Origin of the sequence: Geodermatophilus marinus (assembly GCF_003428645.1) — a bacterium.
Lineage (GTDB): Bacteria > Actinomycetota > Actinomycetes > Mycobacteriales > Geodermatophilaceae > Geodermatophilus.
The window spans coordinates 62,463-87,949 of record NZ_QVQH01000004.1; the positions used below are offsets into that span (position 1 = coordinate 62,463).

Here is a 25,487-nt window from a genome sequence, read left to right on the forward strand (position 1 = left end):
GACAGTGGTGGGGTGACCACGCTCCACCCGGTCCGCTCGGCTCCCCCCGGCGCGGACCCCCTTCCCCCGGGTGGCCCCCTCCCGACGGGTCCCGCGCTGCCCGGCGCGGACCTGCTCGCCGACGTCCTCGCCGGCACGCCCGAGGAGGAGCACCCGGTCACCCACGTCCACCGCGTCCGCGCCCGCCCCAGCCGCACGGCCCCCTGGCCGGAGTGGGTGCCCCCGGCGCTGCGCGAGCGCCTCGCCGCCACCGGGGTCGGCCGCCCGTGGCGCCACCAGGTCGAGGCGGCCCGGCTGGCCCGCGAGGGCCGGCACGTGGTGGTGGCGACCGGCACCGCCTCCGGGAAGTCGCTGGCCTACCAGGTCCCCGCCCTGACCCGGCTGGCCGAGGACCCGCGCGCCTGCGTGCTCTACCTCGCCCCGACCAAGGCCCTCGCCCGGGACCAGCTCGCCGCGGTGACCGCCCTGGCCGACCCCTCGGTGCGGCCCGCCGCCTACGACGGCGACACCCCGGCCGAGGAGCGGGACTGGGTGCGCCGGCACTCGCGGTGGATCGTCACCAACCCGGACATGCTGCACCGCGGCGTGCTCCCGGCCCACCAGCGCTGGTCGAGCACGCTGCGCCGGGTCGCCTACGTCGTCGTCGACGAGTGCCACGCCTACCGCGGCGTGTTCGGCTCGCACGTGGCGCACGTGCTGCGCCGGCTGCGGCGGATCTGCCGCCGCTACGGCGCCGAACCGGTGTTCCTGCTGGCCTCGGCGACCGTGGCCGAGCCGGCGGAGGCCGCCGGCCGCCTGGTGGGTGCGCCGGTGGTCGCCGTGACCGACGACGGCTCGCCCCGGCCCGGCGCCACCTTCGCCCTGTGGGAGCCGCCGCTGACCGAGCGCACCGGCGAGCACGGCGCCCCGCTGCGCCGCTCGGCGGCCGCGGACGCCGCCACCCTGCTGGCCGACCTGGTCGAGCGGGGCGCGCGGACGCTGGCCTTCGTCCGCTCGCGGCGCAGCGCCGAGTCCGTGGCCGACCAGGCGCGGCGGGTGCTCCTCGACCGCGGCCGCGGCGACCTGGCCCGCCGGGTGGACAGCTACCGCGGCGGCTACCTGCCCGAGGAGCGGCGGGAGCTCGAGCGGGCCCTCTCCGCGGGAGAGCTGCTCGGGGTGGCCACCACCAACGCCCTCGAGCTCGGCATCGACATCGCCGGCCTGGACGCCGTCGTCCTCGCCGGCTACCCCGGCACGCTGGCCTCGCTCTGGCAGCAGGCGGGTCGGGCGGGCCGGGCCCAGCGCGAGTCGCTCGTGGTCTTCGTCGCCCGCGACGACCCGCTGGACCACTACCTCGCCCACCACCCGCGGGCGGTCTTCGGGCGGCCGGTCGAGGCCACGGTCACCGACCCGGCCAACCCGCACGTGCTCGGCCCGCAGCTGTGCTGCGCCGCCGCGGAGCTCCCGCTCGTCCCGGCCGACCTGCCCGACTTCGGCGGGCCGGCGGCCGAGGCCCGGCTGGCGGAACTGGTCGTCGAGGGCCTCGTCCGCCGCCGCCCGACCGGCTGGTACTGGGCCGGCCGCGGCCGGCCCGACGTGGACATCCGCGGCAGCGGGCTGGAGCCGGTCTCCATCATCGAGGGGGGCACCGGCCGCCTCCTCGGGACCGTCGACGGGGGCGCGGCGCACGCCACGGTCCACACCGGCGCCCTCTACGTCCACCGCGGCGAGACCTACGTGGTCGACGAGTTCTGCGTGGAGGACGCCTGCGCCGTCGTGCACGCCGACACCCCGGAGTGGACGACGGTGGCCCGGGACGTCACCGACCTCTCCATCGTGGGCACCGACCGGTCACGGCGGCTCGGCGCCGTGACCGCGCACACCGGCACCGTCGACGTCACCAACCAGGTGGTGGCCTACCAGCGGCGGCGGCAGGGCACCGGCGAGGTGCTGGCCGAGTTCCCGCTCGACCTGCCCCCGCGGCAGCTGCGCACCCGCGCGGTGTGGCTGACCCTCGACCACCGGGCGGTCGAGCGCGCCGAGGTCGACGACGCCGCGCTGCCCGGGTCCCTGCACGCGGCCGAGCACGCGGCGATCGGCATCCTGCCGCTGCTGGCCACCTGCGACCGCTGGGACCTCGGCGGACTGTCGACGGCGCTGCACCCCGACACGGGCACCGCGGCGGTGTTCGTCTACGACGGCCACCCCGGGGGCGCCGGTTTCGCCGACCGCGGGTTCGACGCCCTCCGCCGCTGGCTGCAGGCCACCCGGGCGACCGTGGCCAGCTGCGAGTGCGAGAGCGGCTGCCCCTCCTGCGTGCAGTCCCCGAAGTGCGGCAACGGCAACGACCCGCTGGACAAGGACGGCGCGGTCCGCGTGCTCGACGTGGTCCTCGACGAGCTCGCCGCCGCGGCGGAGCGGGGGACCGGGGACGGCGAGGACGTCGCGGCGGAGGGGCGCGCGGTCGGCGAGGCGCCCGACGGCGAGGCGTCCGACGGCGAGGCGCCCGACGGCGAGGCGCCCGACGGCGAGGCGCCCGACGGCGAGGCGCCCGACGGCGAGGCGCCCGACGGCGAGGCGCCCGACGGCGAGGTGCCCGCCGCCCCGCCGTCCGGGCCGGAGCGCCCGCCCGACGCGGAGGAGGACGATCTGGTGTTCTGACCCCGGCGGCAGTCAGGCCTCGACGTCGAAGGCCACCGCGCGGACCGGGGCGCCGTCGGCACCGGCCAGGCGCAGCGGCAGCACGCTGACGATCGGGTCGGACCCGGCGAGGGCGTCCAGCCCGCGCAGGTTCTCCACGATGACCCCGCCGGCGCCCAGCACCGCCAGGTGGGCGGCGAACCCCTCCGCCGGCTCCCCGCCGACCACGGTCTCGTCCAGGCTCAGCGCGTCCAGCCCCACCGTCCGCACCCCGGCGGCCACGAGGCGCTCGGCCGCCTCCCCGGTCAGGAAGGGGTGGTCGAGGTAGGCGTCGGTGCCCCAGTGCCGGTCCCAGCCGGTCCACAGCAGGAGCATGCGGCCGGGGGCCAGGCGCTCGGCGCAGGGGGCGAGGTCGGCCCACCCGATGCGGCCGTGCGGCGGCTTGCCGCGGACGTCGGCGACGACGGCCGGGCCGAGGAACAGCTCCAGCGGCAGCTCGTCGATGCGGGCGCCGTCCTCGAGGAAGTGGTACGGGGCGTCGACGTGGGTGCCGGTCTGGGAGCCCATGCGCACGTGCAGCACGTTGTAGCCCTCCACCGCGAGCGTCGCGGCCGGGCGGAGGCGGGCGACCGGGTCCCCCGGGTAGACGGGGGTGGCGTCCTCCAGCGGGTGGGAGAGGTCGACGACCCGCCCGATGCGCGGCCCGGTCACGGGGCGGGGGTGAGGGCCCACAGGACCTCGCAGCGCTCGATGTCCGACGGGTTGACCCAGGTGTGCGGCGTCGCGCCGGGCATCGTGAAGGCGTCCCCCTCGCCGAGCTCCACCGACTCACCCGGCAGCACCAGGCGCAGCCGCCCGCGCAGCACGTGGACGAACTCCACCGCGCAGGCCAGCGAGTAGAGCTCCGCACCCCCTCCGCCGCCGGGTTCCACCGTCGACCGGATGACCTGGAGCTCGCGCTGGGTGCCCGCCGTGAGCAGCACCTCCCGGAGCCCCTGCCCGCCGAAGTGGATCGGCGGCGCCTCGGCGGCACGCACCAGCGAGGTCTCCGGCGGCTGGAACAGCTGCCCCACCCCGATGCCGAGGACGCCGCAGACCGTGACCAGCGAGGCGACCGACGGTGAGACCTCGTCCCGCTCGAGCCGGCTGAGGAAGCCCTTGGTCAGGCCGGCCTGCGCCGCGACCGCCGCGAGGGTGAGCCCGGCCGCCTGCCGCGCCGCTCGCAGCCGCGCCCCGACCAACGCGTCCGCCGGGTCGTGCGGCCGCGCCAGCCGCCGGACCTCCCCTGCCATCCCCCACCCCTCGCTGCCGTGATCGTGCCCACTCCAGCATGCCGGACGTGAAGACCGCGAAACTTCTGTTGTCTGACAGGAAACCGCCCTCTAGCCTCGGCGCACCGCGGTGGGTGTGTCCACCGCCTCACCCCCCGGAGGAGCGCATGAGCGGGAGCGAGGTCGCCGGTCTGGCGGCCGCGCGGCGACCACGGGTCACCGAGGTCGAGCAGCACGGCATCGACACCATCCCGGCCGCCGAGCGCACCTCGCGGCCCTTCGACCTGTTCCGCATCCAGTTCGGCGGCGCGAACACCTTCGCCACCGTCATCCTGGGCACCTTCCCGGTGCTCCTGGGGCTGTCCCTGGTCGAGGCGGTCGCGGCCACCGTGACCGGCGTGGTGGTCGGCGCGCTGATCCTCATGCCGATGGGGCTCTTCGGCCCGCGCACCGGCACCAACAACGCGGTGTCCTCCGGGGCGCACTTCGGCGTCCGCGGCCGGGTGCTCGGGTCCTTCCTCTCCCTGTTGACCGCGATCTCGTTCTACTCGATCTCGGTGTGGGTCAGCGGTGACGCCCTCGTCGGGGCCGCCACCCGGCTGTTCGGGACGGGCGACTCCGACCTGCTCCGCGGCGTCGTCTACGCCGTCCTCGGCGCGCTGGTGATCCTGGTGGTCGTCTACGGCTACCAGCTGATGCTGCTGGTCAACAAGGTCGTCGTCCTGGCCAACACCGCGCTGATGCTGCTGGGGCTGGTGGCCTACGCCTCGCTGGTCGACCTGGGCTACGACCCGGGCCCGGACGCCTACGCCCTCGGCAGCTTCTGGCCCACCTTCGTGCTGTCCGCCCTGATCGTCATGGGCAACCCGATCAGCTTCGGCGCCTTCCTCGGCGACTGGTCGCGCTACATCCCGGCCGACACCCCGCCCCCGCGGCTGCTCACGGCCACCTTCCTCGGCCAGCTGGCCACCCTGGTGCCGTTCCTGTTCGGGGTCGGGACGGCGACGCTCGTGGCCGGCGAGGTCGACTACGTCGTCGCGCTCATCCAGGTGTCCCCGCTCTGGTACGCCGTCCTGCTCATGGTGGTGGCCTTCCTCGGCGGCATGTCCACCGGCGTGACCTCCCTCTACGGCACCGGGCTCGACTTCTCCTCGGTGTTCCCCCGCCTCAACCGGGTGCAGGCGTCGCTGGTCATCGGGACGCTGGCCTTCGTCTTCATCCTGGTCGGCCGCCTGGTCTTCGACCTGCTGGCCAGCGTCAACGCCTTCATCGGTGCGATCGTCATCTGCACCACGCCCTGGATGATCATCATGATGATCGGCTACTGGGTGCGCCGCGGGTACTACTCCGCCGCGGACGTCCAGGTCTTCAACCAGGGCCGGGTCGGCGGCCGTTACTGGGCCAGCGGCGGGTTCAACTGGCGCGGGATGGCCGCGTGGATCCCCGCCGCGGTCGTCGGCCTGCTGTTCGCCAACTACCCGCCGCTGATCGAGGGCCCGCTGCGCGACGCCGCCGGCGGGGTGGACGTCAGCCTGCCCATGTCGATCGGCCTGGCCGCGGTCGTGTACCTGGCCCTGCTGTTCGCCTTCCCGGAGCCGCGGTACGTCTTCGCACCGGCCGGCCCCCGGTTCGTCCCGGCCGCGGACGCACCGCTGCCCCCGGTGACCGACGACCCCCGCGCCTCGGTGCACCGCTCCGCCCGGCGCACCCCTCCCGAGAGCACCCAGGAGCCCCTCCCCCGATGACCCCGCGCATCACCCACGACGGCCACGTCGGCCAGGTGGACGCCACCGTCGTCCCCCGCTTCGCCGGCCCGGCCACGTTCGCCCGCCTGCCCCGCATCGACGAGGTGTCCGACGTGGACGTGGCGGTCGTCGGCGTCCCGTTCGACTCCGGCGTCAGCTACCGACCCGGGGCGCGGTTCGGCCCGGCGCACGTGCGGGAGTCCTCCCGCCTGCTGCGGCCCTACAACCCCGCCCAGGACGTCGAGCCCTTCGCCCGTGCCCAGGTGGTCGATGCCGGCGACCTGGCGGTGAACCCCTTCGCCGTCGAGGAGGCCATCGGCCAGGTGCGGGCGGGGGCGACCGCGCTGCTCGAGCGGGCCGGCCGGCTCATGACCATCGGCGGTGACCACACCATCGCCCTCCCGCTCCTGCGCGCGCTGCACGCGGTGCACGGGCCGGTGGCGGTCGTGCACTTCGACGCCCACCTCGACACGTGGGACACCTACTTCGGGGCCGACTTCACCCACGGCACCCCGTTCCGGCGCGCCTCCGAGGAGGGGCTGCTCGACCGGAGCGGCTGCTTGCACGTGGGGATCCGGGGGCCGCTGTACTCGGCGCGCGACCTCGTCGAGGACGCCGAGCTGGGCTTCCAGGTGGTGCACGCCCGGGAGATGGACGACATCGGCGTCCGGGGCGTGGTGGAGCGCATCCGCGCGCGGGTCGAGGAGCGGCCGGTCTACGTCTCGGTGGACATCGACGTGCTCGACCCGGCCTTCGCGCCCGGCACCGGGACGCCGGAGGCCGGGGGGCTGACCAGCCGGGAGCTCCTCGCCGTGCTGCGGTCCTTCGCCGACCTGGACCTCGTGGGGGCCGACCTGGTCGAGGTCGCCCCCGCCTACGACCACGCGGAGATCACCGGCATCGCCGCCTCGCACGCCGCCTACGAGCTGGTCTCGGCCATGGCGAGCCGCTCGTGAGCGCCGAGCAGGAGGTGCGGCAGGCGGCGTCCGCCCTCGTCGAGGCGTTCGGCCGCGGGGACGTCGACCGCTACCTCGGGGCCTTCGCCCCCGACGCCTCCTTCCTGTTCCACGGCACCGACCGGCTGCTCACCTCCCGCGAGGAGTACCGGCAGGAGTGGGCGACCTGGGTCCGCGAGGACGACTTCCGCGTGCTGGGCTGCAGCACGAGCGGCACCCGGGTCCAGGTGCTCGGCGACACCGCCGTCCTCACCCACGCCGTGCGCACCACCGTCGCGACCCGGGCCGGCCGGGAGGAGCTGCGCGAGCGGGAGACCATCGTCTTCGCCCGCGGCACCGGCGGCCGCTGGCTGGCCGTGCACGAGCACCTCTCGCCCGACCCCGGCGCAGCCGGGTAGCCGGCGCTCACGGCGGCACGGGGCCGGCGCGCGCCCGTGCCGCCGCCGGCCGCACCCCGAGCGGCCCCAGCCGGACGTCGACCTCCACCGCCACGTCGACGACCGCACCGCCGGCCACCGCGCAGGAACGCAGCCGGGCCCCGTTGGCGCCGGCCACCGCAGCGGCGGCGGCGCACGCCTCGGGGTCGCCGCGCACGGCCCGGGCCGCGGCGGCGAGGGCGGCCAGGTCGGCGGCCGCTCCCGCCCGGTGCCGCGCGCCCGCTGCCGCGCCCACCAGCACGACGGCCAGCGTCAGCGCCGCGAGCACACCGGCCAGCGCCACCACCCACACGGTCGCCGACCCGCGCTCCGGGTGCCGGGTCACCCGCCGGGCTCCCGGACCGCCACGGCCTCCGCGACGACGGGCACCCGGAGCGGGGCCGGCCCCAGCGGTTCGACCTCCACGGCCACCCGCACCACGACCTCCTCCGCCCCGGCCCCGACGGTGACCTCCGCGCCACCGGGCGCGGCCCGCCGGGCCAGCGCCACCACGACGGCCTCGTCCTCGCCCCGCGCGGCGGCCCGGGCGCCCTCCCGCGCGGCGTCGACGCAGCGCAGGTGCGCCGCCAGGACGGTCACCGCCGCCACCGCGCCGGCCAGGACGACCAGGAGCACGGGCAGGACCACGGCGGTCTCCGCGGTCACCATCCCCGCCTCGCGCCGCCGGCGCCGCGCGTCCCGACCGGCCACGGTCAGGACAGCGTGGCCAGCGCGTCGGCGACCAGGGCGCCGAGCGCGTCGACGACCGACCCGCCCGTGACCACCCGGTAGAGCACCGCGGCGAAGGCGCACGCGGCAACGGTGCCGACCGCGTACTCCGCGGTGCTCATCCCGGCCTCCCCGGCCGCCCGCAGCCGGGCCCACCGGCCCGCCGGGCGGGGGGTCGACCGGACGGCCCCGGGCGCCGGCGGCGGGGCCGCACCGGTCGCCGGGGCCGGTCGCGGGTGCTCGTCCTGCTGGTGGCTCACGGGTCCTCCTCGGTCGCGGCCCGCCGTCGGGGCCGTCTCGGGAGAGCCTGGGGCGGCACGTGGGGACGCGGGGCGCACCGCCCGCGGCTGTGGAGGGCGACGCGGGCTGTGGACGGCCTCAGCCCAGGACGTCCCCGGCGATGCCGATGACCAGCGGCACCACGCCGAGGCAGAGGAAGGCGGGCAGGAAGCAGACCCCGAGCGGGGCCAGGACCCACACCCCGGCCCGCCGGACGGCGGCGTCGGCCCGGCTGCGCTCCCCCGCCCGGACGTCGGCGGACAGCGCCCGCAGGGCGGGCACGACCGCGGACCCGGACTCCCCGGCCCGCACGACGGCCCGGCGCAGCCCGGCGAGCTCCTCCGGCACGGCCTCCCACGCCTGCCGCGGTGGTGCGCCCAGGCGCTGCAGCGCGGCGACGGCCCCCAGCTCCCGGCCCACCGGGCCGGGCAGCGCCGCGGCGACGGCGGCGAGGGCGCCGGGGACGGGCAGGCCGGTGCCGAGGCACACCGCGAGCAGGTCGCAGGCCACCGGCAGGTCCCGGCGCAGCGCGGCGGCGTCCCCCTCGCCCCGGCCGCCCCGCGCCCGCAGCAGGCGCTCGGCCGCCACGGTCCCGACGGCGGCCACGACGGGGCCCGCCGTGCCACCGACCAGCGCCCCGGCCGCGAGGCCCGCCGCGGCGGCGAGCAGCCACCGCCCGCGCGTCCCCGCGACCGCCGACCCCCGGGGCCGCGGGGGTGCGGGCCCCGGCCCGGCCAGCGCGCGCAGCCGCGCCCGGACCGCCGGGGCCCGGGACGGCCACACCGCCACCGCCGCGGCCAGGCAGAGCAGCAGCGGGGCCGCGCCGCTCACCGCAGCGCCCGCCGGACCAGCCGCGCGGTCCAGGCCAGACCGACCGCCTCCAGGCCCGCCCCGGCGAGCAGCAGGATCTGGCCCGTGACCGTGCCGGTCAGCACCCCCCAGGGGTCGGCGCCGATCCCGGACCCCATCGCCAGCCCGAGCAGCGGCAGACCCGCGAGCACCGCGGCGCTGGCACGGGCACCCGCCGTCGCGGCCCGGAGCTCACCGGTCAGGCGCCGGCGGGCCCGCAGGTCGTCCTCGACCGCCGCGAGCACCGCGGCCAGCGAGCACCCGGTCCGCACGCTGAGCGCGACGGCGGCCGCGATGCGCTCGAGCGCGGCCCGCGGGGGCTCCTCCCCCGCAGGCGGGCCGGTGGCCCGTCGTTCCGCACCCCCCGCGGACCGGCTCGCGCCCCCAGGGGGAGCGGCCGCAGTCCCCGGGGAGCGGACGGCGGTCGCCAGGGCCCGGCCGCTCCCCGCGTCGGCGCAGAGGGCCACGGCGCTCGCGGTCGCGGCCTCCAGCGGGCGCCCGGCCCGGAGCTCCGCGGACAGCGCGCCCAGCGCCTCGGCGAGCGCGGCCAGCCGGTGCTCCGCCGCCCGGTCGGCCTGCCGCCGGAGCACGGCCCGGGCGGCGCCCCCTGCTCCGGCCCCGGCCAGCACGGCCACGACCGGCGGGGCGACCAGCGCGGCGGCCGCGGTGACCAGCGCGACCACCACCGCCGGCCGCGGCGGCCGGGCCGGCCGCAGGCGGGTCCTGCGCCGGCCCGGCTCACCCGGGAACCGGGCGCCCGCCAGCCGGTCGGCCGCCGCGGTGGCCCGGGGCCAGGCCGCCACGGCGGCGGCGAGGGCGAGCAGCGCCGCGGTCATCCCGGCCGGCCCACCAGGGCGCGCAGCCGCCCGGCCGCCGGGCAGGGCCCGCCGTCGGCCCGCCAGCCCGGCTCGACGGTGACCAGCGGCCCCACCCGGCTGACCACGCCCAGCTCCTCGACCCGGCGGCCGGTGCCCGTCCGCCGCAGGTGCACGACCACGGCGAGCGCGGCCGCCGCCTGGCTGTGCACCGCCGCCCGCTCGAGCCCCGCGGCCACGCCGAGGGCCTCCAGCCGGGCCGGCACCTCCGCGGCCCGGTTGGCGTGCAGGGTGCCGCAGCCGCCGTCGTGCCCGGTGTTGAGCGCGGCCAGCAGGTCGGTGACCTCCGCTCCCCGCACCTCGCCGACGACGAGCCGGTCCGGCCGCATCCGCAGGGCCTGGCGGACGAGGTCGCGCAGGGTCACCTCACCGACCCCCTCGACGTTCGGCGGCCGGGTGGCCAGCCGCACCACGTGCGGGTGGGCGGGAGCCAGCTCCGGCGCGTCCTCGCAGAGGACCAGGCGCTCGGTCGCCGGCACCTGCCCCAGCAGCGCGGCCAGCAGCGTCGTCTTGCCCGAGCCGGTGCCGCCGGTGACCAGGAAGGCCAGCCGGGTCGCCAGCACGGCGCGCAGCAGGTCGCCCGCCTCCCCGGGCAGCGTGCCGCGGCGGTCGAGGTCGTCGAGGCCGAGCGCGGCCCGGCGCAGCACCCGCAGCGACAGGCACGTCCCCGTGGCCGCCACCGGGGGCAGCACGGCGTGCAGGCGCGTGCCGTCGGGGAGGCCGACGTCCACCCACGGCGCGGCGTCGTCGAGCCGCCGGCCGGCGGCCGCGGCGAGCCGGACGGCCAGCCGTCGGACGGCGTCCTCGTCCGGGAAGCGCACCGGCGCGCGCTCGAGGCCCGTCCCGCGGTCCACCCAGACCTCGTCCGGCCCGTTCACCAGGACGTCGGTCACCCCGGGTGCGCGCAGCAGGGGCTCCAGCGGACCCGCGCCGGCCAGCTCGTCCACCGCGGCCCGCACCGCCCGCAGCACCTCGTCGTCGCCGAGCAGGCCCCCGGCCTCCTCCCGCACCAGCGCCGCCACCGCGGTCCGCGTCGGCGGCCCGGGGTCGGTGGCCAGCCGCGCCCGGACCCGCTCGACCAGCGCGAGCTCCGTCATGCCGCCTCCTCAGGCGCGGCCAGCTCCGCGCAGAGCCGGCGGGCGAGCCGGCCCACCGGCGTGCGGGTTCCCGCGGCCGGGGGCAGGCCGCGCTCCCCGCGGTCGGCGGTGCCGCGGTCGTGCCCCAGCTCGGCGAACACCGGCCGGCCGACCGCGGCCGCGACCTCGGCCGCGCCCAGGCCGCCGGGGACCCGGCGCAGCACCACCCTCGCCGGCGCCCAGGCCGGCGGAGCGCCCGGACCGGCACCGGCACCCAGCAGCATGCGGGCCGCGGTGGCGGACCGGACCCGGCCGGCCACGAGCAGCACGGCCAGGTCGGCCTCGGCGAGCACGCGGTCCTCGACGTCCCGGCCGGCCGCGCGGTGCAGGTCGACGACCACCGGGCAGCCGGCCGACCGGGCCGCGTCGACGGCCGCCACCACGGCCTCGGGGTCGACCGGCTGCACAGCACCCCGGGAGCAGGCGAGCACGCCGACCCCGCCGACCTCCGGCAGGGCCGCGAGCAGGGCCTCCCCACCGACCCGGCCGCGCAGCCCGGACAGCTCGGGCCAGCGCGACCCCTCGCGCCCCTCGGCGCCCAGCACGAGGTCGAGCCCGCCGCCGGCGGCGTCGGTGTCGACCAGCAGCGCCCGCCCCGCGACCCCGGCGAGGGCCGCTGCAGCGGCGGTGGCCAGCGTGCTCGCTCCGGCACCCCCGCTGCTGGCCCCGACCACGAGCAGCGGCCCGCGCTGGACCGGCCCGCGCCCGGCAGCCGCGGCGCGGGCGAGCAGCCACTCCTCGTCGTCCGGGAGGACGGCGACCCGCTCCGCGCCCCGCTCGACGGCGGCGGCCCAGCACCGGGCCGGCAGCTCCGACCGGGCCACGACGACCAGACCGGGCCGCCGGGGCAGCGCGCGCACCGCCGCCGCCGTGAGCAGGTCGGCGCCCAGCAGCACCAGGGACGCCTCCCGGTGCGCGCGGCGCAGCGCGGGCCCGCCGGTGGCCAGCTCCGGATCGGTGCCGGCGGCGGCGAGGACGCGGAGCAGGTCGTCGAGCAGGTCCTCGTCGGCGCTGACGACGAGCGGGCGCACCGGCGGGGTGCGGGCGGCGGTCACCGGGGAAGCCCACCCGCCCGGACCGCCCCCGGCCAGGGCCGCGGCCGGTCTGTGGATGACCCGTTGGGGTGTGGAGCCGCTGAGATGACCGTCACCCCGGCGGAGTCCACCTACAGTCGTGAACCGTGACCCGCGCGGCGGCGTTCTTCGACCTGGACAAGACGGTCATCGCCAAGTCCAGCACCCTGGCCTTCGGCCGGCCGTTCTTCCAGGGCGGGCTGATCAACCGGCGCGCGGTCCTAAAAGGGGCCTACGCGCAGTTCGTGTTCTCCCTCTCGGGCGCCGACGCCCAGCAGATGGAGCGGATGCGCGACCAGATCACCCGGATGTGCACCGGGTGGGACGTCGCCACCGTGCACGACATCGTCCGTGAGACGCTGCACGACATCGTCGACCCGCTGGTCTACGCCGAGGCGGCCGACCTGATCGAGGAGCACCGGGCCGCCGGCCGGGAGATCGTCATCGTCTCCAGCAGCGGCGCCGAGATGGTGGAGCCGATCGGCGAGCTGCTCGGGGTCGACCGGGTGGTGGCCACCCGCATGGTGACCGTGGACGGCCGCTACACCGGGGAGATCGACTTCTACGCCTACGGCGAGCACAAGGCCGAGGCGCTGCGCGAGGTCGCCGCCGAGATGGGCTACGACCTGGCCGACTGCTACGCCTACAGCGACTCGGTCACCGACCTGCCGATGCTCTCGGCGGTCGGCCACCCGACCGCGGTGAACCCCGACCGGGCCCTGCGCCGCGCGGCGGCCGAGCAGGGCTGGCCGGTGCTGGAGTTCACCCGGCCGGTCTCGATGCGCTCCCGCTTCCCGGCGCCCCCCGGTCCGGTCGTGACGAGCGCGGCGGTGGGCGTCGGTGCCGCCGTCGCCGGCCTGGCCTGGTACGCCCGCCGGCGGGCGCTGCGGGAGGCCACGGGCACCCCGCCGGCACCGGTACCCGGGCGACGCCGCCGCCGCGGCGCCTGAGCGCACCGGGGGCCGGGGGCCCCTCGCCGGCGCCGTCATCCCTGCCTCTCGTGATCATGGGGATCTGGCAGGCGACACGGCAGGACACGCCGCCGCGGCCGGCACGATCCCCATGATCACCGCGGCACCGCGGCGGGTGATCACCCCGGCACGATCCCCATGATCACCGCGGCGGGTGATCACCGCGGCACCGCGGCGGGCGGCGGGCCCGCGGGTCACCGCCCCAGGCGCTCGCGGGCGTCGTCGATGCGCTCGCGCACCCCGTCGACCAGCGTGCGGGCCGCCGACAGCGGGCGGAAGGCGCGGGCCGCACCGGTCAGCGCCGCCACCTCGTCGTCGGCCAGCTGCAGCTCCCCGGCGGCCGCGTTGGCCTCGACCTGGGCCACGCTCGAGGCGCCCGGGATGACCACCACCCGGGGCTGGGCCACCAGCCAGGCCAGCGCCACCTGCGCCGGTTGCACGCCGTGCCCGGCGGCCACCTCCCGCAGGGTGCCGAGCAGCGGCTCGGCCCGTCGCAGGTTCTCGGTGCCGAACAGCGGGTTCACCGCCCGCACCCCGCCGGGCCGGTTCTCCGCCGAGTACCGGCCGCCGAGCAGCCCCTGGGCCAGCGGGCTGTAGGCGATCACCACCCGGCGCTCCCGCTCGGCGAAGGGCACGAGGTCCTCGAGCGGTCCGGGGTGGGCCAGGGAGAACTGCACCTGGTTGCTGATCACCGGCCGGCCGAGGGCGGCGTCGGCCGCCCGCCAGCGGTCCAGGGAGTAGTTGGAGACGCCGACCGCGCCGATCCGGCCGGCGTCGAGCAGGTCGCGCATCGCCGGCATGGGCACCGAGTCGGGGACGACGGGGTTGGGCTGGTGGATCTGGTAGAGCGGTACCCGCGGCAGGCCGAGGCGCCGGGCGCTGCCGGCCAGCCGGTGGCGTACCAGCTTCGGGAAGGGCGCGACCGGGAAGATCTTGGTGGCGACGACGACGTCCGCGCGCTCGTCGCCCAGCGCCTCGCCGAGGATCCGCTCGCTGCGGCCGAGGCCGTACACCTCCGCGGTGTCGAACAGCGTGATGCCGAGCTCGCGGGCCCGGCGCACGATGTCCCGCGCGGCGCCGGAGGCGTACTCCTCGCCGTAGCCCCACTCCCGCGAGCCGAACTGCCAGGTGCCCAGGCCGATCCGGCTGACCGGCCCCAGGCCGTCGACGTCGAGGACTCGCATGCCCGCCAGTCTCGCCGCCGACGGCCCGGCGCGCAGACCCGCGTGCCGGTCAGCCGCGGAGCAGGCTCTCGCAGACCGCGAGCCCCTCCTGCGCCCCGTGCGCGGTGGCCCGGCAGCAGTGGACCAGCCAGGCGGCGACCCCCTCGGGCCGACCGGACGCGTAGCCGGCCAGCGCGTCCCGGTAGGCGTCGCGGCCCAGCTCGGCGAAGCCGACCTCGGGGACCGACACCGCCTTGGGGTCCAGGCCCCGGGCGATCACGGTCAGCCGGGACGCCGCCCGGGCGACGATGCCGTCGGCGGAGCCGAACGGCGCCAGCGCGGCGAGCTCGCCGTGCACCACCGCGGCCTGCACCACCGCGGGCACCGCCGTCCCGCCGGTGAGCAGGCCGAACAGCCCCGCCAGCCGCGGCCCGGCCGGGCCCGCGGGGCGGCCCAGCCGCTCGCGGTCGACCAGGTCGGCGGCGGCGAGCACGTGCAGCCGGGCCAGGACCTGCCCCGGCGCCCGCGACCAGGTCTCCACCAGCCCGCCGAGCGCGCCGGAGGTCCGCAGGGCGCCCTGGACGACGGGGTCGTCGACCTCGCCGGCGCGCAGCTCGGCGAGCGGGACGTCGACCCCCTCCAGGGCCGCCGACGCGCGCGCCCCGCGCAGGGCCGACTCCGCGCTCACCCGGCCGGACTCCCGCCGCAGCACCCGGTGCCCGAGCAGGCGGTCCACGGCGCCGCGGGCCCCGTCGGCGGCCGCGCGGACGCCGGGGAGGTCCAGCAGCGGGGCGAGCGGGTCCGGGGCGGTCGGGCGGGTCGCCGCGGGACCGGGACGGCCGGCTCCGGGGCGCACGGGGATGGTCACGACGACGACGGTACGAGGGGCGCGGGCCGGCCCTCCGCGCGGCCGGGACGACGGGAGCCCGCCGGGCCCGCGACCTGCCCGGTTACCCTCGCGATCACCATGTCCGCCCCCCTCACCCTGCTGTTCGTCCGCCACGGCCAGAGCGAGTGGAACGCCGCAGGGCTCATGCAGGGGCAGACCGACGGCATCCCGCTGACCGGGCTGGGCCACGCCCAGGCCGCCCGGGCCGCCGAGGAGCTGGCCGCGCTGCGCCCGGGGGCGCTGCTCTCCAGCGACCTGCGCCGGGCGGTGCAGACCGCCGAGCACTGCGCCCGCGCCACCGGGTTGCCGGTGACCACGACACCCGCGCTGCGCGAGCAGGCCTACGGCGCCCTGGAGGGCCGGCCCTCGCGGGAGCTGTGGGACGTCGTCGACTGGACCGACCCGCACTGGGCCGCCGAGGGCGGGGAGAGCCTGGCCGAGCTGCACGGCCGGGTCGCCGCCTACCTCGCCCACCTGTGCGCCGAGCCGCCCGCCGCGGTGATCGGGCTGGTGACCCACGGGGACACCATCCGCGCCGCCCGGGCCGTCGTCGCCGGGCTCGGGCCGGACGCGCTGCCGGTGGTCACCCCGCCCAACGGGTCGGTGACCCGGCTCGAGGTGGTGCCGTGAGCCGCGTGCTCGTGCTGGGCGGCTCGCGCTCGGGGAAGTCGGCGCACGCCGAGGCCCTGGTCGCCGGCCGGGAGCCGGTGACGTACCTGGCCGCCTCCGCCCCCACCGACCCGTCGGACGCCGACTGGGCCGCCCGCGTCGCCGCCCACCGGGCCCGCCGACCGCGGAGCTGGCGCACGCTCGAGAGCACCGACCCGGGCGACCTGCACCGCACCGGCACGGTCCTGGTGGACAGCGTGACCACCTGGGTGGCCGCCCTCCTCGACGCCTCCGGGGTCTGGGACGACGCCCCGGGGGCGCCGGACCGGCTCGCCGCTGCCTGCGACGACCTCGTGGCGGCCTTCGCCACGACCCCCGCGCACGTGGTCGCCGTCTCCGACGAGGTCGGGCTGGGCGTGGTGCCGGAGACCCGTTCCGGGCGGCTGTTCCGGGACACCCTGGGAACCGTCAACCAGCGCCTGGCCGCCACCGCCGACGAGGTCTGGTTCGTCGTCGCCGGGCTGCCGCAGCGGCTGCGGTGAGCAGGCGCCCGCGGTGGGCGGGGCCGCTGGAGTCCGTCGCGCTGCTCACCGTGCTCCCGGTGCCGGCGCGGGCGGCGGCGGGGACGGCCGGCGTGCTGCCGTGGGCGCCGCTGGTCGGGCTGCTCCTGGGGATCCCCGCGACAGCGGTCGGGGTCGGCGCCGCGGCGCTGGTCTCACCCCTGACCGGGGCGGTGCTGGCCGTGACCACGCTGGCCGTCCTCACGCGGGGCCTGCACCTGGACGGCCTGGCCGACACCGCGGACGGGCTCGGGCCGCTGCGCGGCCGGGAGCGCGCGCTGCAGGTCATGCGCCAGGGGGACGTGGGCCCCTTCGGGGTGACGGCGCTGCTGCTCGTCGTCCTGCTGCAGGTGGCCTGCCTGGCCGAGCTGCTCGCGGCCGACGGCGGGTGGCCGGCGCTGGGAGCGGCGGTCGTCACCGCGCGGCTGGCGATGGCGCGCACGGGCCTGCCCGGCGTCCCGGCGGCGGAGGGCTCCGCCCTGGGCCGGGCGGTCGCCGGGACGGTGCGCCCGTCCTGGCTGATCGGCTGGTGCGCCGTCGTCGCCGCGCTGCTGGTCGTCGCCACCTCCGGCGACTGGCCCCGGGCCGGTCAGCTGGCCGGCAGCGCCGCGGCCGGGCTGGCGGCGGCGGAGTGGGTGCTCCGGCGCGCCCGGGCCCGTCTGGGCGGGGTCACCGGCGACGTCATGGGGGCGATGGGGGAGACCGCGGCCGCGACCACCCTGCTGGTGGCCGCGGCCGCGATGTCCTGAGGTGGTGCCCCGAGGTCCTCTCAGTGGCGGCGCAGGAGGCCGGAGACCATCCGGCCGAGGCCTCCGCCCGATGCGGGCACCGGGGCCCGGCCCCTCGTCCCCGTGCCGCGGGTGCCCATGCCCCGCCCGGTCGCCGGGCGGCCCGTGCCACGCGTCGGGCGGGCGGCGGTCCGGCCGCCCCGGGCCGCACCCCGCGCGGCGCCCCGCGTCGCCGACTCCGCCGTGCCCATCAGTCGTCCGAGGATGCTCATGGCGTTCGGGTACCCCGCCTCGCACGGGACATGACGAACGGATGACGGCGCCCGGAGCGCCGCAACGCGGTACACACGACCGGTCGCGCTGCGCTCAGGATCGGGCACCTTCCTGGGCCGGCGACCCACCGCCCTCGAGGTCCCCCTCGGTGTCCAGGTAGGCCTGCTGCAGCTCGGCGAGCAGGGCCGGGTCCGGCTCCGCCCACATCTCCCGGTCGACGGCCTCGAGCAGGCGCTCCGCGATGCCGTGCAGGGCCCACGGGTTCGACCGCTCCATGAACTCCCGGTTCTCCGGGTCCAGGACGTAGGTCCGGGCGAGCTTCTCGTACATCCAGTCGGCGACCACCCCGGTCGTGGCGTCGTAGCCGAACAGGTAGTCGACGGTGGCGGCCAGCTCGAAGGCGCCCTTGTAGCCGTGCCGGCGCATCGCCTCCAGCCACTTCGGGTTGACCACGCGAGCGCGGAAGACGCGGGCGGTCTCCTCGCCCAGCGACCGGGTGCGCACCTGCTCGGGCCGGGTGGAGTCGCCGATGTAGGCGACCGGCGCCCGCCCGGTCAGCACGCGGACGGTCGCCACCATGCCGCCGTGGTACTGGAAGTAGTCGTCGGAGTCGGCGATGTCGTGCTCGCGGGTGTCGACGTTCTTCGCCGCCACGGCGATCCGCTCGTACGCCGCCTCCATGTCCGGCCGCGCCGGCACGCCGTCCAGGTCGCGGCCGTAGGCGTAGCCGCCCCACACCGCGTAGACCTCGGCGAGGTCGGCGTCACCGCGCCAGTCGCGGGAGTCGATCAGCGAGAGGAGCCCGGCGCCGTAGGCGCCCGGCTTGGAGCCGAACACCCGGGTGGTGGCCCGGCGGCGGTCGCCGTGGACGGCCTCGTCGGCATCGGCGTGCGCCTTCACGAAGTTCTGCCCGGCCGGCTCGTCGAGGCCGGCGACCAGGGTCACCGCGTCGTCGAGCATGGTCACCACGTGCGGGAAGGCGTCGCGGAAGAAGCCGGAGATGCGCACGGTCACGTCGATCCGCGGCCGGCCCAGCTCCTCCAGCGGCACCGGCTCCAGCGACGTCACCCGCCGCGAGGCGTCGTCCCAGACGGGGCGGACGCCGAGCAGCGCGAGCACCTCGGCGACGTCGTCGCCCGAGGTGCGCATCGCCGAGGTGCCCCAGACCGACAGGCCCACGGACGCCGGGTACGAGCCGGTGTCGGCGAGGTAGCGGGCGACCAGCGACTCCGCCATCGCCTGCCCCGTCTCCCACGCCAGCCGGGAGGGCACCGCACGCGGGTCGACGGAGTAGAAGTTCCGCCCGGTCGGCAGGACGTTCACCAGCCCGCGCAGCGGCGAGCCCGACGGCCCGGCCGGCACGTAGCCGCCCTCGAGGGCGTGCAGCGTGGCGTCGAGCTCGTCGGTGGTGCGCTCCAGCCGGGGCACCACCTCGTCGACGGCGAACCGCAGCACCGCGGCGACCGCCTCGTCGTCCCGGTCCAGCACCTCGCGGACGACCTCGGGGACGGCGGGCGCCGTCCAGCCCCGCGCCTCCATGCCGCCCACCAGCGCGGCGGCGAGCTCCTCCACCCGGTCGGTCTCGCGCAGCCCCGCCGAGCCGTCCTCGGCCAGGCCGAGCGCCTCCCGCAGCCCCGGCAGCGCCACCGCGCCGCCCCAGATCTGCCGGGCGCGCAGCACCGCCAGCACCAGGTCGACCCGGTCCCGCCCGGACGGCGGGGTGCCGAGCACGTGCAGGCCGTCGCGGATCTGGGAGTCCTTGATCTCGCACAGCCACCCGTCGACGTGCAGGATCATCTCGTCGAAGTGCTCGTCGGCCGGCCGCTCGTCGAGCCCCAGGTCGGCGTCGAGCCTGGCCGCCTGCAGCAACGTCCAGATCTGCGCCCGGACGGCGGGCAGCTTGGCCGGGTCCATCGCCGCGACGTTGGCGTGCTCGTCGAGCAGCTGCTCCAGCCGGGCGATGTCGCCGTAGCTGTCCGCCCGCGCCATCGGCGGCACCATGTGGTCGATCAGGGTGGCGTGCGCCCGGCGCTTGGCCTGCGAGCCCTCCCCCGGGTCGTTGACCAGGAACGGGTAGACCAGCGGGACGTCGCCGATCGCGGCGTCCGGCCCGCACGAGGCCGACATGCCCACCGTCTTGCCGGGCAGCCACTCCACGTTGCCGTGCTTGCCGACGTGCACGATCGCGTGCGCGCCGAAGGAGGACCGCAGCCAGCGGTAGGCGGCCAGGTAGTGGTGCGACGGCGGCAGGTCCGGGTCGTGGTAGATCGCGATGGGGTTCTCGCCGAAGCCGCGCGGCGGCTGCACCATCACCACGACGTTGCCCGCCCGCAGGGCCGCGAGGACGATCGCCCCGTCGGACCCGTCGACGAACAGGGACCCGGGCGCGGGGCCCCAGTGCTCCTCCACCGCCTCGCGCAGGTCGGCCGGCAGGGTGTCGAAGAAGGCCCGGTACTCCGCGGCCGGGATGCGCACCGGGTTGCCCGACAACTGCTCCTCGGTGAGCCAGTTCTCGTCCTGCCCGCCGGCGGCGATCAGCGCGTGCACGAGCGCGTCGCCGTCCAGGTCGGCGACGCCGGGCAGCGCGCCGGGCCCGTCGAACGGGCCGACGTCGTAGCCGGCGCCGTGCATCGCGGCCAGCAGCCGGACCACCGACGCCGGGGTGTCCAGCCCGACGGCGTTGCCGATGCGGGCGTGCTTGGTCGGGTAGGCCGACAGCATCACGACGATCCGCCGCTGCTGCGGCGGGGTGTGCCGCAGCCGGGCGTGCGCGACGGCGGTGCCGGCCACCCGGGCGGCCCGCTCGGGGTCGGGCACGTAGCGGGTCAGCCCGTGCTCGTCGGTCTCCTTGAAGGAGAACGGCACGCTGATCAACCGGCCGTCGAACTCCGGGATGGCGACCTGGTTGCCGACGTCCAGCGGCGAGAGGCCGTCGTCGTCGGCCAGCCACTCCTCGCGGGAGCGGGTCAGGCACAGCCCCTGGACCACCGGCACGTCGAGCTCGGCGAGCGCGCCGACGTCCCACGCCCCGTCGTCCCCGCCGGCCTGCGCCGTGGCCGGCCGCGAGCCGCCGGCGGCGAGCACGGTGACCACGAGGGCATCGGCCGTGCGCAGCGTCTCGAGCAGGTCCACGGGCACGGTGCGCAGCGAGCTGACGAAGACCGGCATCGCGCGGCCGCCGGCGTCCTCGATCGCGGCGCAGAGGGCCTCGACGAACGCGGTGTTCCCCGCCAGGTGGTGCGCCCGGTAGTAGAGGACGGCGACGACCGGCCCCTCGGTCCGCCGCGGGGCGCGCTCCAGCAGCCCCCATTCGGGCGCGACCGACGGCGGCTCGAAGCCCTCGCCGGTGAGCAGCACGGTGTCGGAGAGGAAGCGGTGCAGCTGGACGAGGTTGTCGGGCCCGCCCTGGGCCAGGTAGCCGTGCGCCTCGGTGGCCACCCCCATCGGGACGGTGGACAGCTCCATCAGCTCGGCGTCGGGCACCTGCTCCCCGCCGAGGACGACGACCGGCGCCGGCCCGGCCAGCAGCGGGGCGAGCAGCTCCTCGTACTGCCGGCGCACGCCGAGGATGCGGACGACGACCAGCGCGCTGCCCTCGGCGAGCGCGGCCACGCCGCCGGCGTCGAGGCGGGCCGGGTTGCCCAGCCGCCACTCGGCGCCGCTGGCGCGGGCGGAGAGCAGGTCGGTGTCGCTGGTGGAGAGCAGGGTGAACACGTGCGGCCTCCCTCGGGGTCCGCGCCCCGGGTCGTCGGGCACGGCAGCCGGGGTGCCCGGCTCGCCCGGGGCCGGGTTCACGGTGGTCTGCTGCAGACGCTACCGGGCGGCGCGGCGCGGGCTCACCGGCTTCCCGGCCACCACGGCAGCGGGACGGCACGGAGCGCGGACCCGTCCGGCCCACCGCGCACCCCTCCGCCCGGTCGACCGGCTCCGGGTCGACGGCGTCCGTGACGCGGCGGAGGACGTCGCGGGCGGCGGTGCACAGGCTCACCACGATCGCCGCGGTGACGAGCGGATCGGCCAGCGGGGTCGCCCGACCCGCCCGCGGTCACGACGGGCCCCCGGGGCGACACTCCGACGGCGCGGGCGGGGACGGGCCGTCATCCGCCCCCGGCCGGCCCGCGGACGGCCAGGTGAGAACGGCCGAACACGCCCGTGACCTGCAGGTTAGGTCAGCCTCGGCTTGCTGGCGGGCGTCGCGCGGAGCTGTCAGCCTGGGGCCCATGACGTCGCTCCAGGAACTGCCCCAGGTCCAGAACTGCGCCGTGAGCAGCTGCTCCTACAACGCCGACTCGGCGTGCCACGCCGGCGCCATCACCATCACCGCCGACCACGCGCACTGCGGCACGTTCGTCGAGATCTCCTTCCGCGGCGGCCTCGACCGCAGCGGGCTCGTCGGCGCCTGCCACCGCTCGGACTGCAGGCACAACGACAAGCTCGAGTGCACCGCCCCGGGCGTGCAGGTCGGCCCCGGCGCGGACGCCGCCGACTGCCTGACCTACGAGGCCAGGTAGCCCACCCCTGGCCTACGAGGCCAGGAAGTCCAGGTCGGCCACGGGCTCGGCGCGGACACCGCCCGACGGGTCGGCGCGCAGCGCGCCGTCGGCCACCGAGAGCGCGGCCACCGGGTCGGTGTCGTCGACGAGGACGGCCCGGCCCGGGGCCGCCATGCCCCGGACCGCGTCGAGCACGGCCCGCCGCTCGGCCGCCGCCAGCCCGTCGGTCACCCGCTCGACCAGCACGATCGACGCCGGGCCCCGCCCGGCCGTCTCCAGCGCGGCGAGCCGCTCCGCCACGTCCTGCTCCGCCGCTGCGGTGAGCCGTTCCACGGGCACCGATCCGTGACCGGTCGCGCAGCGGCCCGTCGTGTCGTCCAGCGCCGCCATGACCGCACGGCGTGCGCCGTCCGGACCCAGCAGCACCGTCACGCCGCCGAGCGCCAACCGCAGCCCCATCTGCCCTCCCTCGATCGAGTAAGGGAAGGCTAACCTCCCGTCGGCGCACCCGTCCAGGGCCGATGGTCCCGTCCCCGGCCGCACCGGACCCCGCCCGCGTCACGGGATCGTCACATCGCCGGGCTGCCGAGAGAGCCGGACCCCGCTAGCGTGCCCGCAACGACCGCCGGAGACAGGGGCCAGCCCATGTCCAGTTCGATCGTGGTGGGGCTCGACGGCAGCGAGTCCAGCACGCGCGCCGCGCACGCGGCGGCCGACGCCGCGCGCCGGCACGGGCTGAGGCTCGTCCTGGCCTACGTCGTCCCCTGGTCGCCGTTCGAGATCCACACCGCCGAGGAGAACGAGCGGCGCTCGATCGACAGGCGCCAGGAGATCGCCACGGCGCAGGAGAAGTTCCTCGACCCGGTGCTGCAGCAGCTCTCCACCGGCGGTGACCTCCAGGTGGAGAGCGTGGTCCGGCACGGCCACGCCGCCGAGACGCTGGTGGCCCTGGCCCGCGAGCACGACGCGGCGTGGATCACCGTCGGCCGGGTGGGCCAGAGCCGGGTGCGCACCCTCCTCTTCGGCTCCACCCCGAGCAGCCTCATCCAACTGTCCCCCGTCCCGGTGCTGGTGGTCCCGTGAACGAGTCGTCCGACCTGCTGGCCGCCACCTTCGACGAGAGCGTCAACGCGTTCTTCGAGCCCATCTCGACCGCGATCTCCACGGTCGTCTTCTACGCCATCCCGCTCGACTTCCTCGGCGAGGGCGTGGAGCTGCCGCTGATCGTCGTGTGGCTCGTCATCGCCGGGGCGTTCTTCACCGTCTACCTGCGCGGCTTCCAGTTCCGCGCGTTCGGCCAGGCGGTCCGGCTCATCCGGGGCCGGTACGACGACCCGCGCGACGCCGGCGAGGTCACCCACTTCCAGGCGCTCGCCACGGCGGTCTCGGGCACCGTCGGGCTGGGCAACATCGCCGGCGTCGCGGTGGCCATCTCGCTCGGCGGGCCCGGCGCCACCTTCTGGATGATCATCGCCGGGCTGCTCGGCATGTGCACCAAGGGCGTGGAGTGCACGCTCGGGGTGAAGTACCGCAACGAGTACCCCGACGGCCGGGTCTCCGGCGGCCCGATGTACTACCTGACCAAGGGGCTCCGGGAGAAGAGCCCGCGGCTGGGCACCCTCGGCAAGGTCCTCGCCGTCCTGTTCTGCATCTTCACCCTGGGCGGCGCCGTCGGCGGCGGGAACATGTTCCAGGCCAACCAGGCCTTCAGCCAGGCGCAGTCGGTGACCGGCGGGGACGACGGACCGCTCGGGTTCGGCGCCGCCGGTGCGGTGTTCGGCCTGGTGCTGGCGCTGCTCGTCGGCGCGGTGATCATCGGCGGGATCCGCAGCATCGCCCGGGTCACCGACAAGCTGGTGCCGTTCATGGCCGTCTTCTACGTGGTCGCCTGCCTGACGGTGCTGTTCGTCAACATCGACCAGGTCCCCGAGGCCCTGGCGAGCATCGTCACCGAGGCGTTCAGCCCGGAGGCCGGCTACGGCGGGCTCGTCGGCGTGCTGATCCAGGGCTTCCGCCGGGCGGCCTTCAGCAACGAGGCCGGCCTGGGCTCCGCGGCCATCGCGCACTCCGCGGTCAAGACCAACGAGCCGGCCACCGAGGGCCACGTCGCCGTCCTCGAGCCGTTCATCGACACCGTCGTCATCTGCACGATGACCGCGCTGGCGATCGTGATCACCGGGACCTACGCCGACGAGTCCAGCGCCCCGGGCGTGGAGACCACCTCGGCGGCCTTCGAGACCGTCGTCGGGTGGTTCCCGGTCGTGCTGGCGATCGCGGTGATCCTCTTCGCCTACTCGACCATGCTGGCCTGGAGCTACTACGGGCTGAAGGCCGCGACCTACCTCTTCGGTGAGTCGATGCTCGTCGACCGCACCTGGAAGCTCATCTTCTGCGTCTTCGTGATCATCGGCGCGTCGTCGACGCTCGACTCGGTGATCGGCTTCTCCGACAGCATGATCTTCCTGATGGCGCTACCGAACATCGTCGGGCTCTACATCCTGGCCCGGGTGGTGAAGCGGGAGATCAACGGCTACCGCGAGCGGCTGGCCAGCGGCGAGATCCTCCCGGTGGCCGAGCGCCGCTGAGCCGAGCCTCGCTGAGCCGAGCGCCCGCCGGTCCGGGGTCCCGGGGCGCCCCGCCTCCCCGGGCCGGTCCGACCCGCCGCGGGGCACTCCCGCACCGGGCCCTTCGTTGACCGGGTGCAGCCACACCGACGAGGGTCGGCGACCACGCGACGGAGGGCGGCCTCATGGCGCGGAGGAGCGATCGCCAGCGCGCGACCACCACGGCCCGGTCACCGGCCGGGCAGGAGCGGACCGGGAGCCGGGTCCACCTCGTGCACCGGGCGGGCGCCGTCGTCATCGGCGTCGTCCTGCTCGTCTTCGCGGTGCTCGGGTTCGCCCGCGGCCTGGCGTTCTTCTCGACGAGCGGGCAGACCGTCCTGGGCCTGTCGACCAACGGCCTGCTGTCGACGATCTCCGTGGTCGTCGGCCTGGTCCTCATCGGGGCCGCCACGCTCGGGGGCCCGCGGACCGCCTCGACCGTGATGATCGTCGTCGGCATCCTGTTCCTGCTGTCGGCGCTGGCGAACCTCTTCGTGCTGCTCCTGGACGAGGACCTGAACATCCTGGCCTTCGAGTTCAACAACGTGGTGTTCTCGGTCGTCGTCGGCCTCGTGCTCCTGCTGCTCGGCGCCTACGGCCGGATCAGCGGCAACCTGCCGGACGAGAGCCCCTACCACCGGCCCACGGACACCGGCGGGGCCGGCAGCCGGCCGCTGTCCGAGGACCTGCCGCACAACGAGGCGGAGGCCGCGGCGGACGAGGCCCTGCGGGAGGCCGAGCGCGCCGTCGCCCAGGGCACCGCGACCGGCGAGCAGCGCCGCCGGGTGGAGGCCATGTCGCACGTGAGCCGGCCGCAGGACCGCCGGCGGGTGTGGATGGAGTCCGGCGGGCCGCCGCGCTGACCGCCCCGCGGCGCGCTCGGCCCGCCCCGGGCGCTCAGTCCGCCCCGAGCGCGTCGGCCATGCGGTGGTGCGGCACCGCCTCACCGGCCCGGCTCTGCCGCTCCAGCGTGCGGGCCAGGGCCCGGCGCGCCCAGCCGTTGGACGGCGCCAGCTCGACCAGCCGCCCCAGGGCCTCCTCGGCCCGGCCGAGCTGGGCCGAGCCGTAGTACGCGCGGGCCAGCGCCTCGAGCGCCGCCTCGTTCGCCGGCTCCGCCTCGACCAGCGGCTCGAGCACCCGGGCCGCCTCGATGGGCTGGCCCATCGCGAGGAAGAGGTCGGCGCGCAGGAACTCCGAGTGCAGGTCGTGGCCGGGGAACTGGGTCATGCCCGCGTCAACACCGCGCAGCC

General features: G+C 77.2%; 26 protein-coding genes. 12 read left to right on the forward strand and 14 right to left on the reverse strand.

All coding sequences use genetic code 11. The features are described from left to right. Window positions 1-12 precede the first annotated feature (12 nt). On the forward strand, window positions 13-2,640 hold the full coding sequence (locus D0Z06_RS05990) for a DEAD/DEAH box helicase (protein WP_233517483.1): 2,628 nt from the start codon (window positions 13-15) through the stop codon (window positions 2,638-2,640). A 12-nt stretch (window positions 2,641-2,652) separates the two neighbouring features. Here D0Z06_RS05990 and D0Z06_RS06000 read toward each other — a convergent pair whose 3' ends face one another. After that, window positions 2,653-3,330, reverse strand: coding sequence for a cyclase family protein (locus D0Z06_RS06000; protein WP_199522157.1), 678 nt, complete (start codon window positions 3,328-3,330; stop codon window positions 2,653-2,655). After that, entirely contained in the window at window positions 3,327-3,911 is a 585-nt protein-coding gene (locus tag D0Z06_RS06005; protein WP_117376470.1) for a helix-turn-helix domain-containing protein, read from the reverse strand. Before D0Z06_RS06005 ends, D0Z06_RS06000 begins: the two co-directional genes overlap by 4 nt. 146 nt (window positions 3,912-4,057) lie before the next feature. Between D0Z06_RS06005 and D0Z06_RS06010 the strand changes: the two genes are divergently transcribed. Genes D0Z06_RS06010 through D0Z06_RS06020 form a run of 3 tightly spaced genes read left to right on the forward strand, consistent with a single transcriptional unit; the run spans window position 4,058 to window position 6,989 of the window. After that, window positions 4,058-5,635 (forward strand): purine-cytosine permease family protein, encoded by a 1,578-nt coding sequence (locus D0Z06_RS06010; RefSeq protein ID WP_117376471.1) that lies wholly within the window; start codon window positions 4,058-4,060, stop codon window positions 5,633-5,635. Next, window positions 5,632-6,591, forward strand: a complete 960-nt coding sequence (gene speB / locus D0Z06_RS06015; RefSeq protein WP_117376472.1) for an agmatinase — start codon at window positions 5,632-5,634, stop codon at window positions 6,589-6,591. The genes D0Z06_RS06010 and speB overlap by 4 nt, the downstream gene beginning before the upstream one ends. Continuing rightward, on the forward strand, window positions 6,588-6,989 hold the full coding sequence (locus D0Z06_RS06020) for a YybH family protein (RefSeq protein ID WP_117376473.1): 402 nt from the start codon (window positions 6,588-6,590) through the stop codon (window positions 6,987-6,989). The genes speB and D0Z06_RS06020 overlap by 4 nt, the downstream gene beginning before the upstream one ends. Window positions 6,990-6,996: 7 nt before the next feature. On the opposite strand, the gene D0Z06_RS06025 is transcribed toward D0Z06_RS06020, so the two are convergent. The 7 genes from D0Z06_RS06025 to ssd form a co-directional block, all read right to left on the reverse strand. Next, on the reverse strand, window positions 6,997-7,353 hold the full coding sequence (locus tag D0Z06_RS06025) for an Rv3654c family TadE-like protein (protein ID WP_117376474.1): 357 nt from the start codon (window positions 7,351-7,353) through the stop codon (window positions 6,997-6,999). Beyond that, complete coding sequence (locus tag D0Z06_RS06030) at window positions 7,350-7,718, reverse strand: TadE family type IV pilus minor pilin (RefSeq protein WP_233517484.1); 369 nt, start codon at window positions 7,716-7,718, stop codon at window positions 7,350-7,352. The genes D0Z06_RS06025 and D0Z06_RS06030 overlap by 4 nt, the downstream gene beginning before the upstream one ends. A gap of 2 nt (window positions 7,719-7,720) precedes the next feature. Further along, window positions 7,721-7,996 carry a DUF4244 domain-containing protein gene (locus D0Z06_RS26170; RefSeq protein ID WP_233517485.1) on the reverse strand — a complete coding sequence of 92 codons (276 nt, stop codon included), beginning with the start codon at window positions 7,994-7,996 and terminating at the stop codon, window positions 7,721-7,723. Between the two features lie 118 nt (window positions 7,997-8,114). Beyond that, complete coding sequence (locus tag D0Z06_RS06040; RefSeq protein ID WP_117376475.1) at window positions 8,115-8,846, reverse strand: type II secretion system F family protein; 732 nt, start codon at window positions 8,844-8,846, stop codon at window positions 8,115-8,117. Then, entirely contained in the window at window positions 8,843-9,700 is an 858-nt protein-coding gene (locus D0Z06_RS06045; protein ID WP_117376476.1) for a type II secretion system F family protein, read from the reverse strand. The genes D0Z06_RS06040 and D0Z06_RS06045 overlap by 4 nt, the downstream gene beginning before the upstream one ends. Then, a complete protein-coding gene (locus D0Z06_RS06050; RefSeq protein ID WP_117376477.1) occupies window positions 9,697-10,836 on the reverse strand; it encodes a TadA family conjugal transfer-associated ATPase in 1,140 nt (379 codons plus the stop codon). The genes D0Z06_RS06045 and D0Z06_RS06050 overlap by 4 nt, the downstream gene beginning before the upstream one ends. Continuing rightward, the gene (gene ssd / locus D0Z06_RS06055) at window positions 10,833-11,930 is read right to left on the reverse strand and encodes a septum site-determining protein Ssd (protein WP_117376478.1); all 1,098 of its coding nucleotides are present in this window, start codon (window positions 11,928-11,930) and stop codon (window positions 10,833-10,835) included. The genes D0Z06_RS06050 and ssd overlap by 4 nt, the downstream gene beginning before the upstream one ends. A gap of 125 nt (window positions 11,931-12,055) precedes the next feature. Here ssd and D0Z06_RS06060 point away from each other — a divergent pair, with 125 nt between their 5' ends. Next, window positions 12,056-12,898: an HAD family hydrolase gene (locus tag D0Z06_RS06060; RefSeq protein WP_117376479.1), complete on the forward strand. Its 843-nt coding sequence runs from the start codon at window positions 12,056-12,058 to the stop codon at window positions 12,896-12,898. 215 nt (window positions 12,899-13,113) lie between these two features. Here D0Z06_RS06060 and D0Z06_RS06065 read toward each other — a convergent pair whose 3' ends face one another. Next, window positions 13,114-14,103 carry an aldo/keto reductase gene (locus tag D0Z06_RS06065; protein WP_117376480.1) on the reverse strand — a complete coding sequence of 330 codons (990 nt, stop codon included), beginning with the start codon at window positions 14,101-14,103 and terminating at the stop codon, window positions 13,114-13,116. 49 nt (window positions 14,104-14,152) lie between these two features. Next, window positions 14,153-14,950, reverse strand: coding sequence for a Fic family protein (locus D0Z06_RS06070; protein ID WP_199522158.1), 798 nt, complete (start codon window positions 14,948-14,950; stop codon window positions 14,153-14,155). A 99-nt stretch (window positions 14,951-15,049) separates the two neighbouring features. Here D0Z06_RS06070 and D0Z06_RS06075 point away from each other — a divergent pair, with 99 nt between their 5' ends. The 3 genes from D0Z06_RS06075 to D0Z06_RS06085 are packed head-to-tail and all read left to right on the forward strand — an operon-like array spanning window position 15,050 to window position 16,889. Next, entirely contained in the window at window positions 15,050-15,601 is a 552-nt protein-coding gene (locus tag D0Z06_RS06075; RefSeq protein WP_117376666.1) for a histidine phosphatase family protein, read from the forward strand. Then, the gene (gene cobU, locus D0Z06_RS06080) at window positions 15,598-16,122 is read left to right on the forward strand and encodes a bifunctional adenosylcobinamide kinase/adenosylcobinamide-phosphate guanylyltransferase (RefSeq protein WP_117376482.1); all 525 of its coding nucleotides are present in this window, start codon (window positions 15,598-15,600) and stop codon (window positions 16,120-16,122) included. The genes D0Z06_RS06075 and cobU overlap by 4 nt, the downstream gene beginning before the upstream one ends. After that, a complete protein-coding gene (locus tag D0Z06_RS06085) occupies window positions 16,119-16,889 on the forward strand; it encodes an adenosylcobinamide-GDP ribazoletransferase (RefSeq protein WP_117376483.1) in 771 nt (256 codons plus the stop codon). The genes cobU and D0Z06_RS06085 overlap by 4 nt, the downstream gene beginning before the upstream one ends. A gap of 345 nt (window positions 16,890-17,234) precedes the next feature. Here the strand turns inward: D0Z06_RS06085 and cobN are convergent, their stop codons facing one another. Then, window positions 17,235-20,855 carry a cobaltochelatase subunit CobN gene (gene cobN / locus D0Z06_RS06095; protein ID WP_117376484.1) on the reverse strand — a complete coding sequence of 1,207 codons (3,621 nt, stop codon included), beginning with the start codon at window positions 20,853-20,855 and terminating at the stop codon, window positions 17,235-17,237. A gap of 506 nt (window positions 20,856-21,361) precedes the next feature. On the opposite strand from cobN, the gene D0Z06_RS06100 reads away from it, so the two are divergent. After that, window positions 21,362-21,652, forward strand: coding sequence for a DUF1540 domain-containing protein (locus D0Z06_RS06100; protein WP_117376485.1), 291 nt, complete (start codon window positions 21,362-21,364; stop codon window positions 21,650-21,652). A 12-nt stretch (window positions 21,653-21,664) separates the two neighbouring features. On the opposite strand, the gene D0Z06_RS06105 is transcribed toward D0Z06_RS06100, so the two are convergent. Continuing rightward, the gene (locus tag D0Z06_RS06105) at window positions 21,665-22,093 is read right to left on the reverse strand and encodes a hypothetical protein (protein ID WP_117376486.1); all 429 of its coding nucleotides are present in this window, start codon (window positions 22,091-22,093) and stop codon (window positions 21,665-21,667) included. A 186-nt stretch (window positions 22,094-22,279) separates the two neighbouring features. On the opposite strand from D0Z06_RS06105, the gene D0Z06_RS06110 reads away from it, so the two are divergent. The 3 genes from D0Z06_RS06110 to D0Z06_RS06120 all read left to right on the forward strand — a co-directional run bounded on the left by D0Z06_RS06110 (window position 22,280) and on the right by D0Z06_RS06120 (window position 25,100). After that, window positions 22,280-22,717, forward strand: coding sequence for a universal stress protein (locus tag D0Z06_RS06110; RefSeq protein ID WP_117376487.1), 438 nt, complete (start codon window positions 22,280-22,282; stop codon window positions 22,715-22,717). Further along, a complete protein-coding gene (locus D0Z06_RS06115) occupies window positions 22,714-24,219 on the forward strand; it encodes an alanine/glycine:cation symporter family protein (RefSeq protein ID WP_117376488.1) in 1,506 nt (501 codons plus the stop codon). The genes D0Z06_RS06110 and D0Z06_RS06115 overlap by 4 nt, the downstream gene beginning before the upstream one ends. A gap of 164 nt (window positions 24,220-24,383) precedes the next feature. Further along, window positions 24,384-25,100, forward strand: coding sequence for a DUF4383 domain-containing protein (locus D0Z06_RS06120; RefSeq protein WP_117376489.1), 717 nt, complete (start codon window positions 24,384-24,386; stop codon window positions 25,098-25,100). A gap of 34 nt (window positions 25,101-25,134) precedes the next feature. Here D0Z06_RS06120 and D0Z06_RS06125 read toward each other — a convergent pair whose 3' ends face one another. After that, a complete protein-coding gene (locus D0Z06_RS06125; RefSeq protein WP_117376490.1) occupies window positions 25,135-25,464 on the reverse strand; it encodes a tetratricopeptide repeat protein in 330 nt (109 codons plus the stop codon). Window positions 25,465-25,487 lie beyond the last annotated feature (23 nt).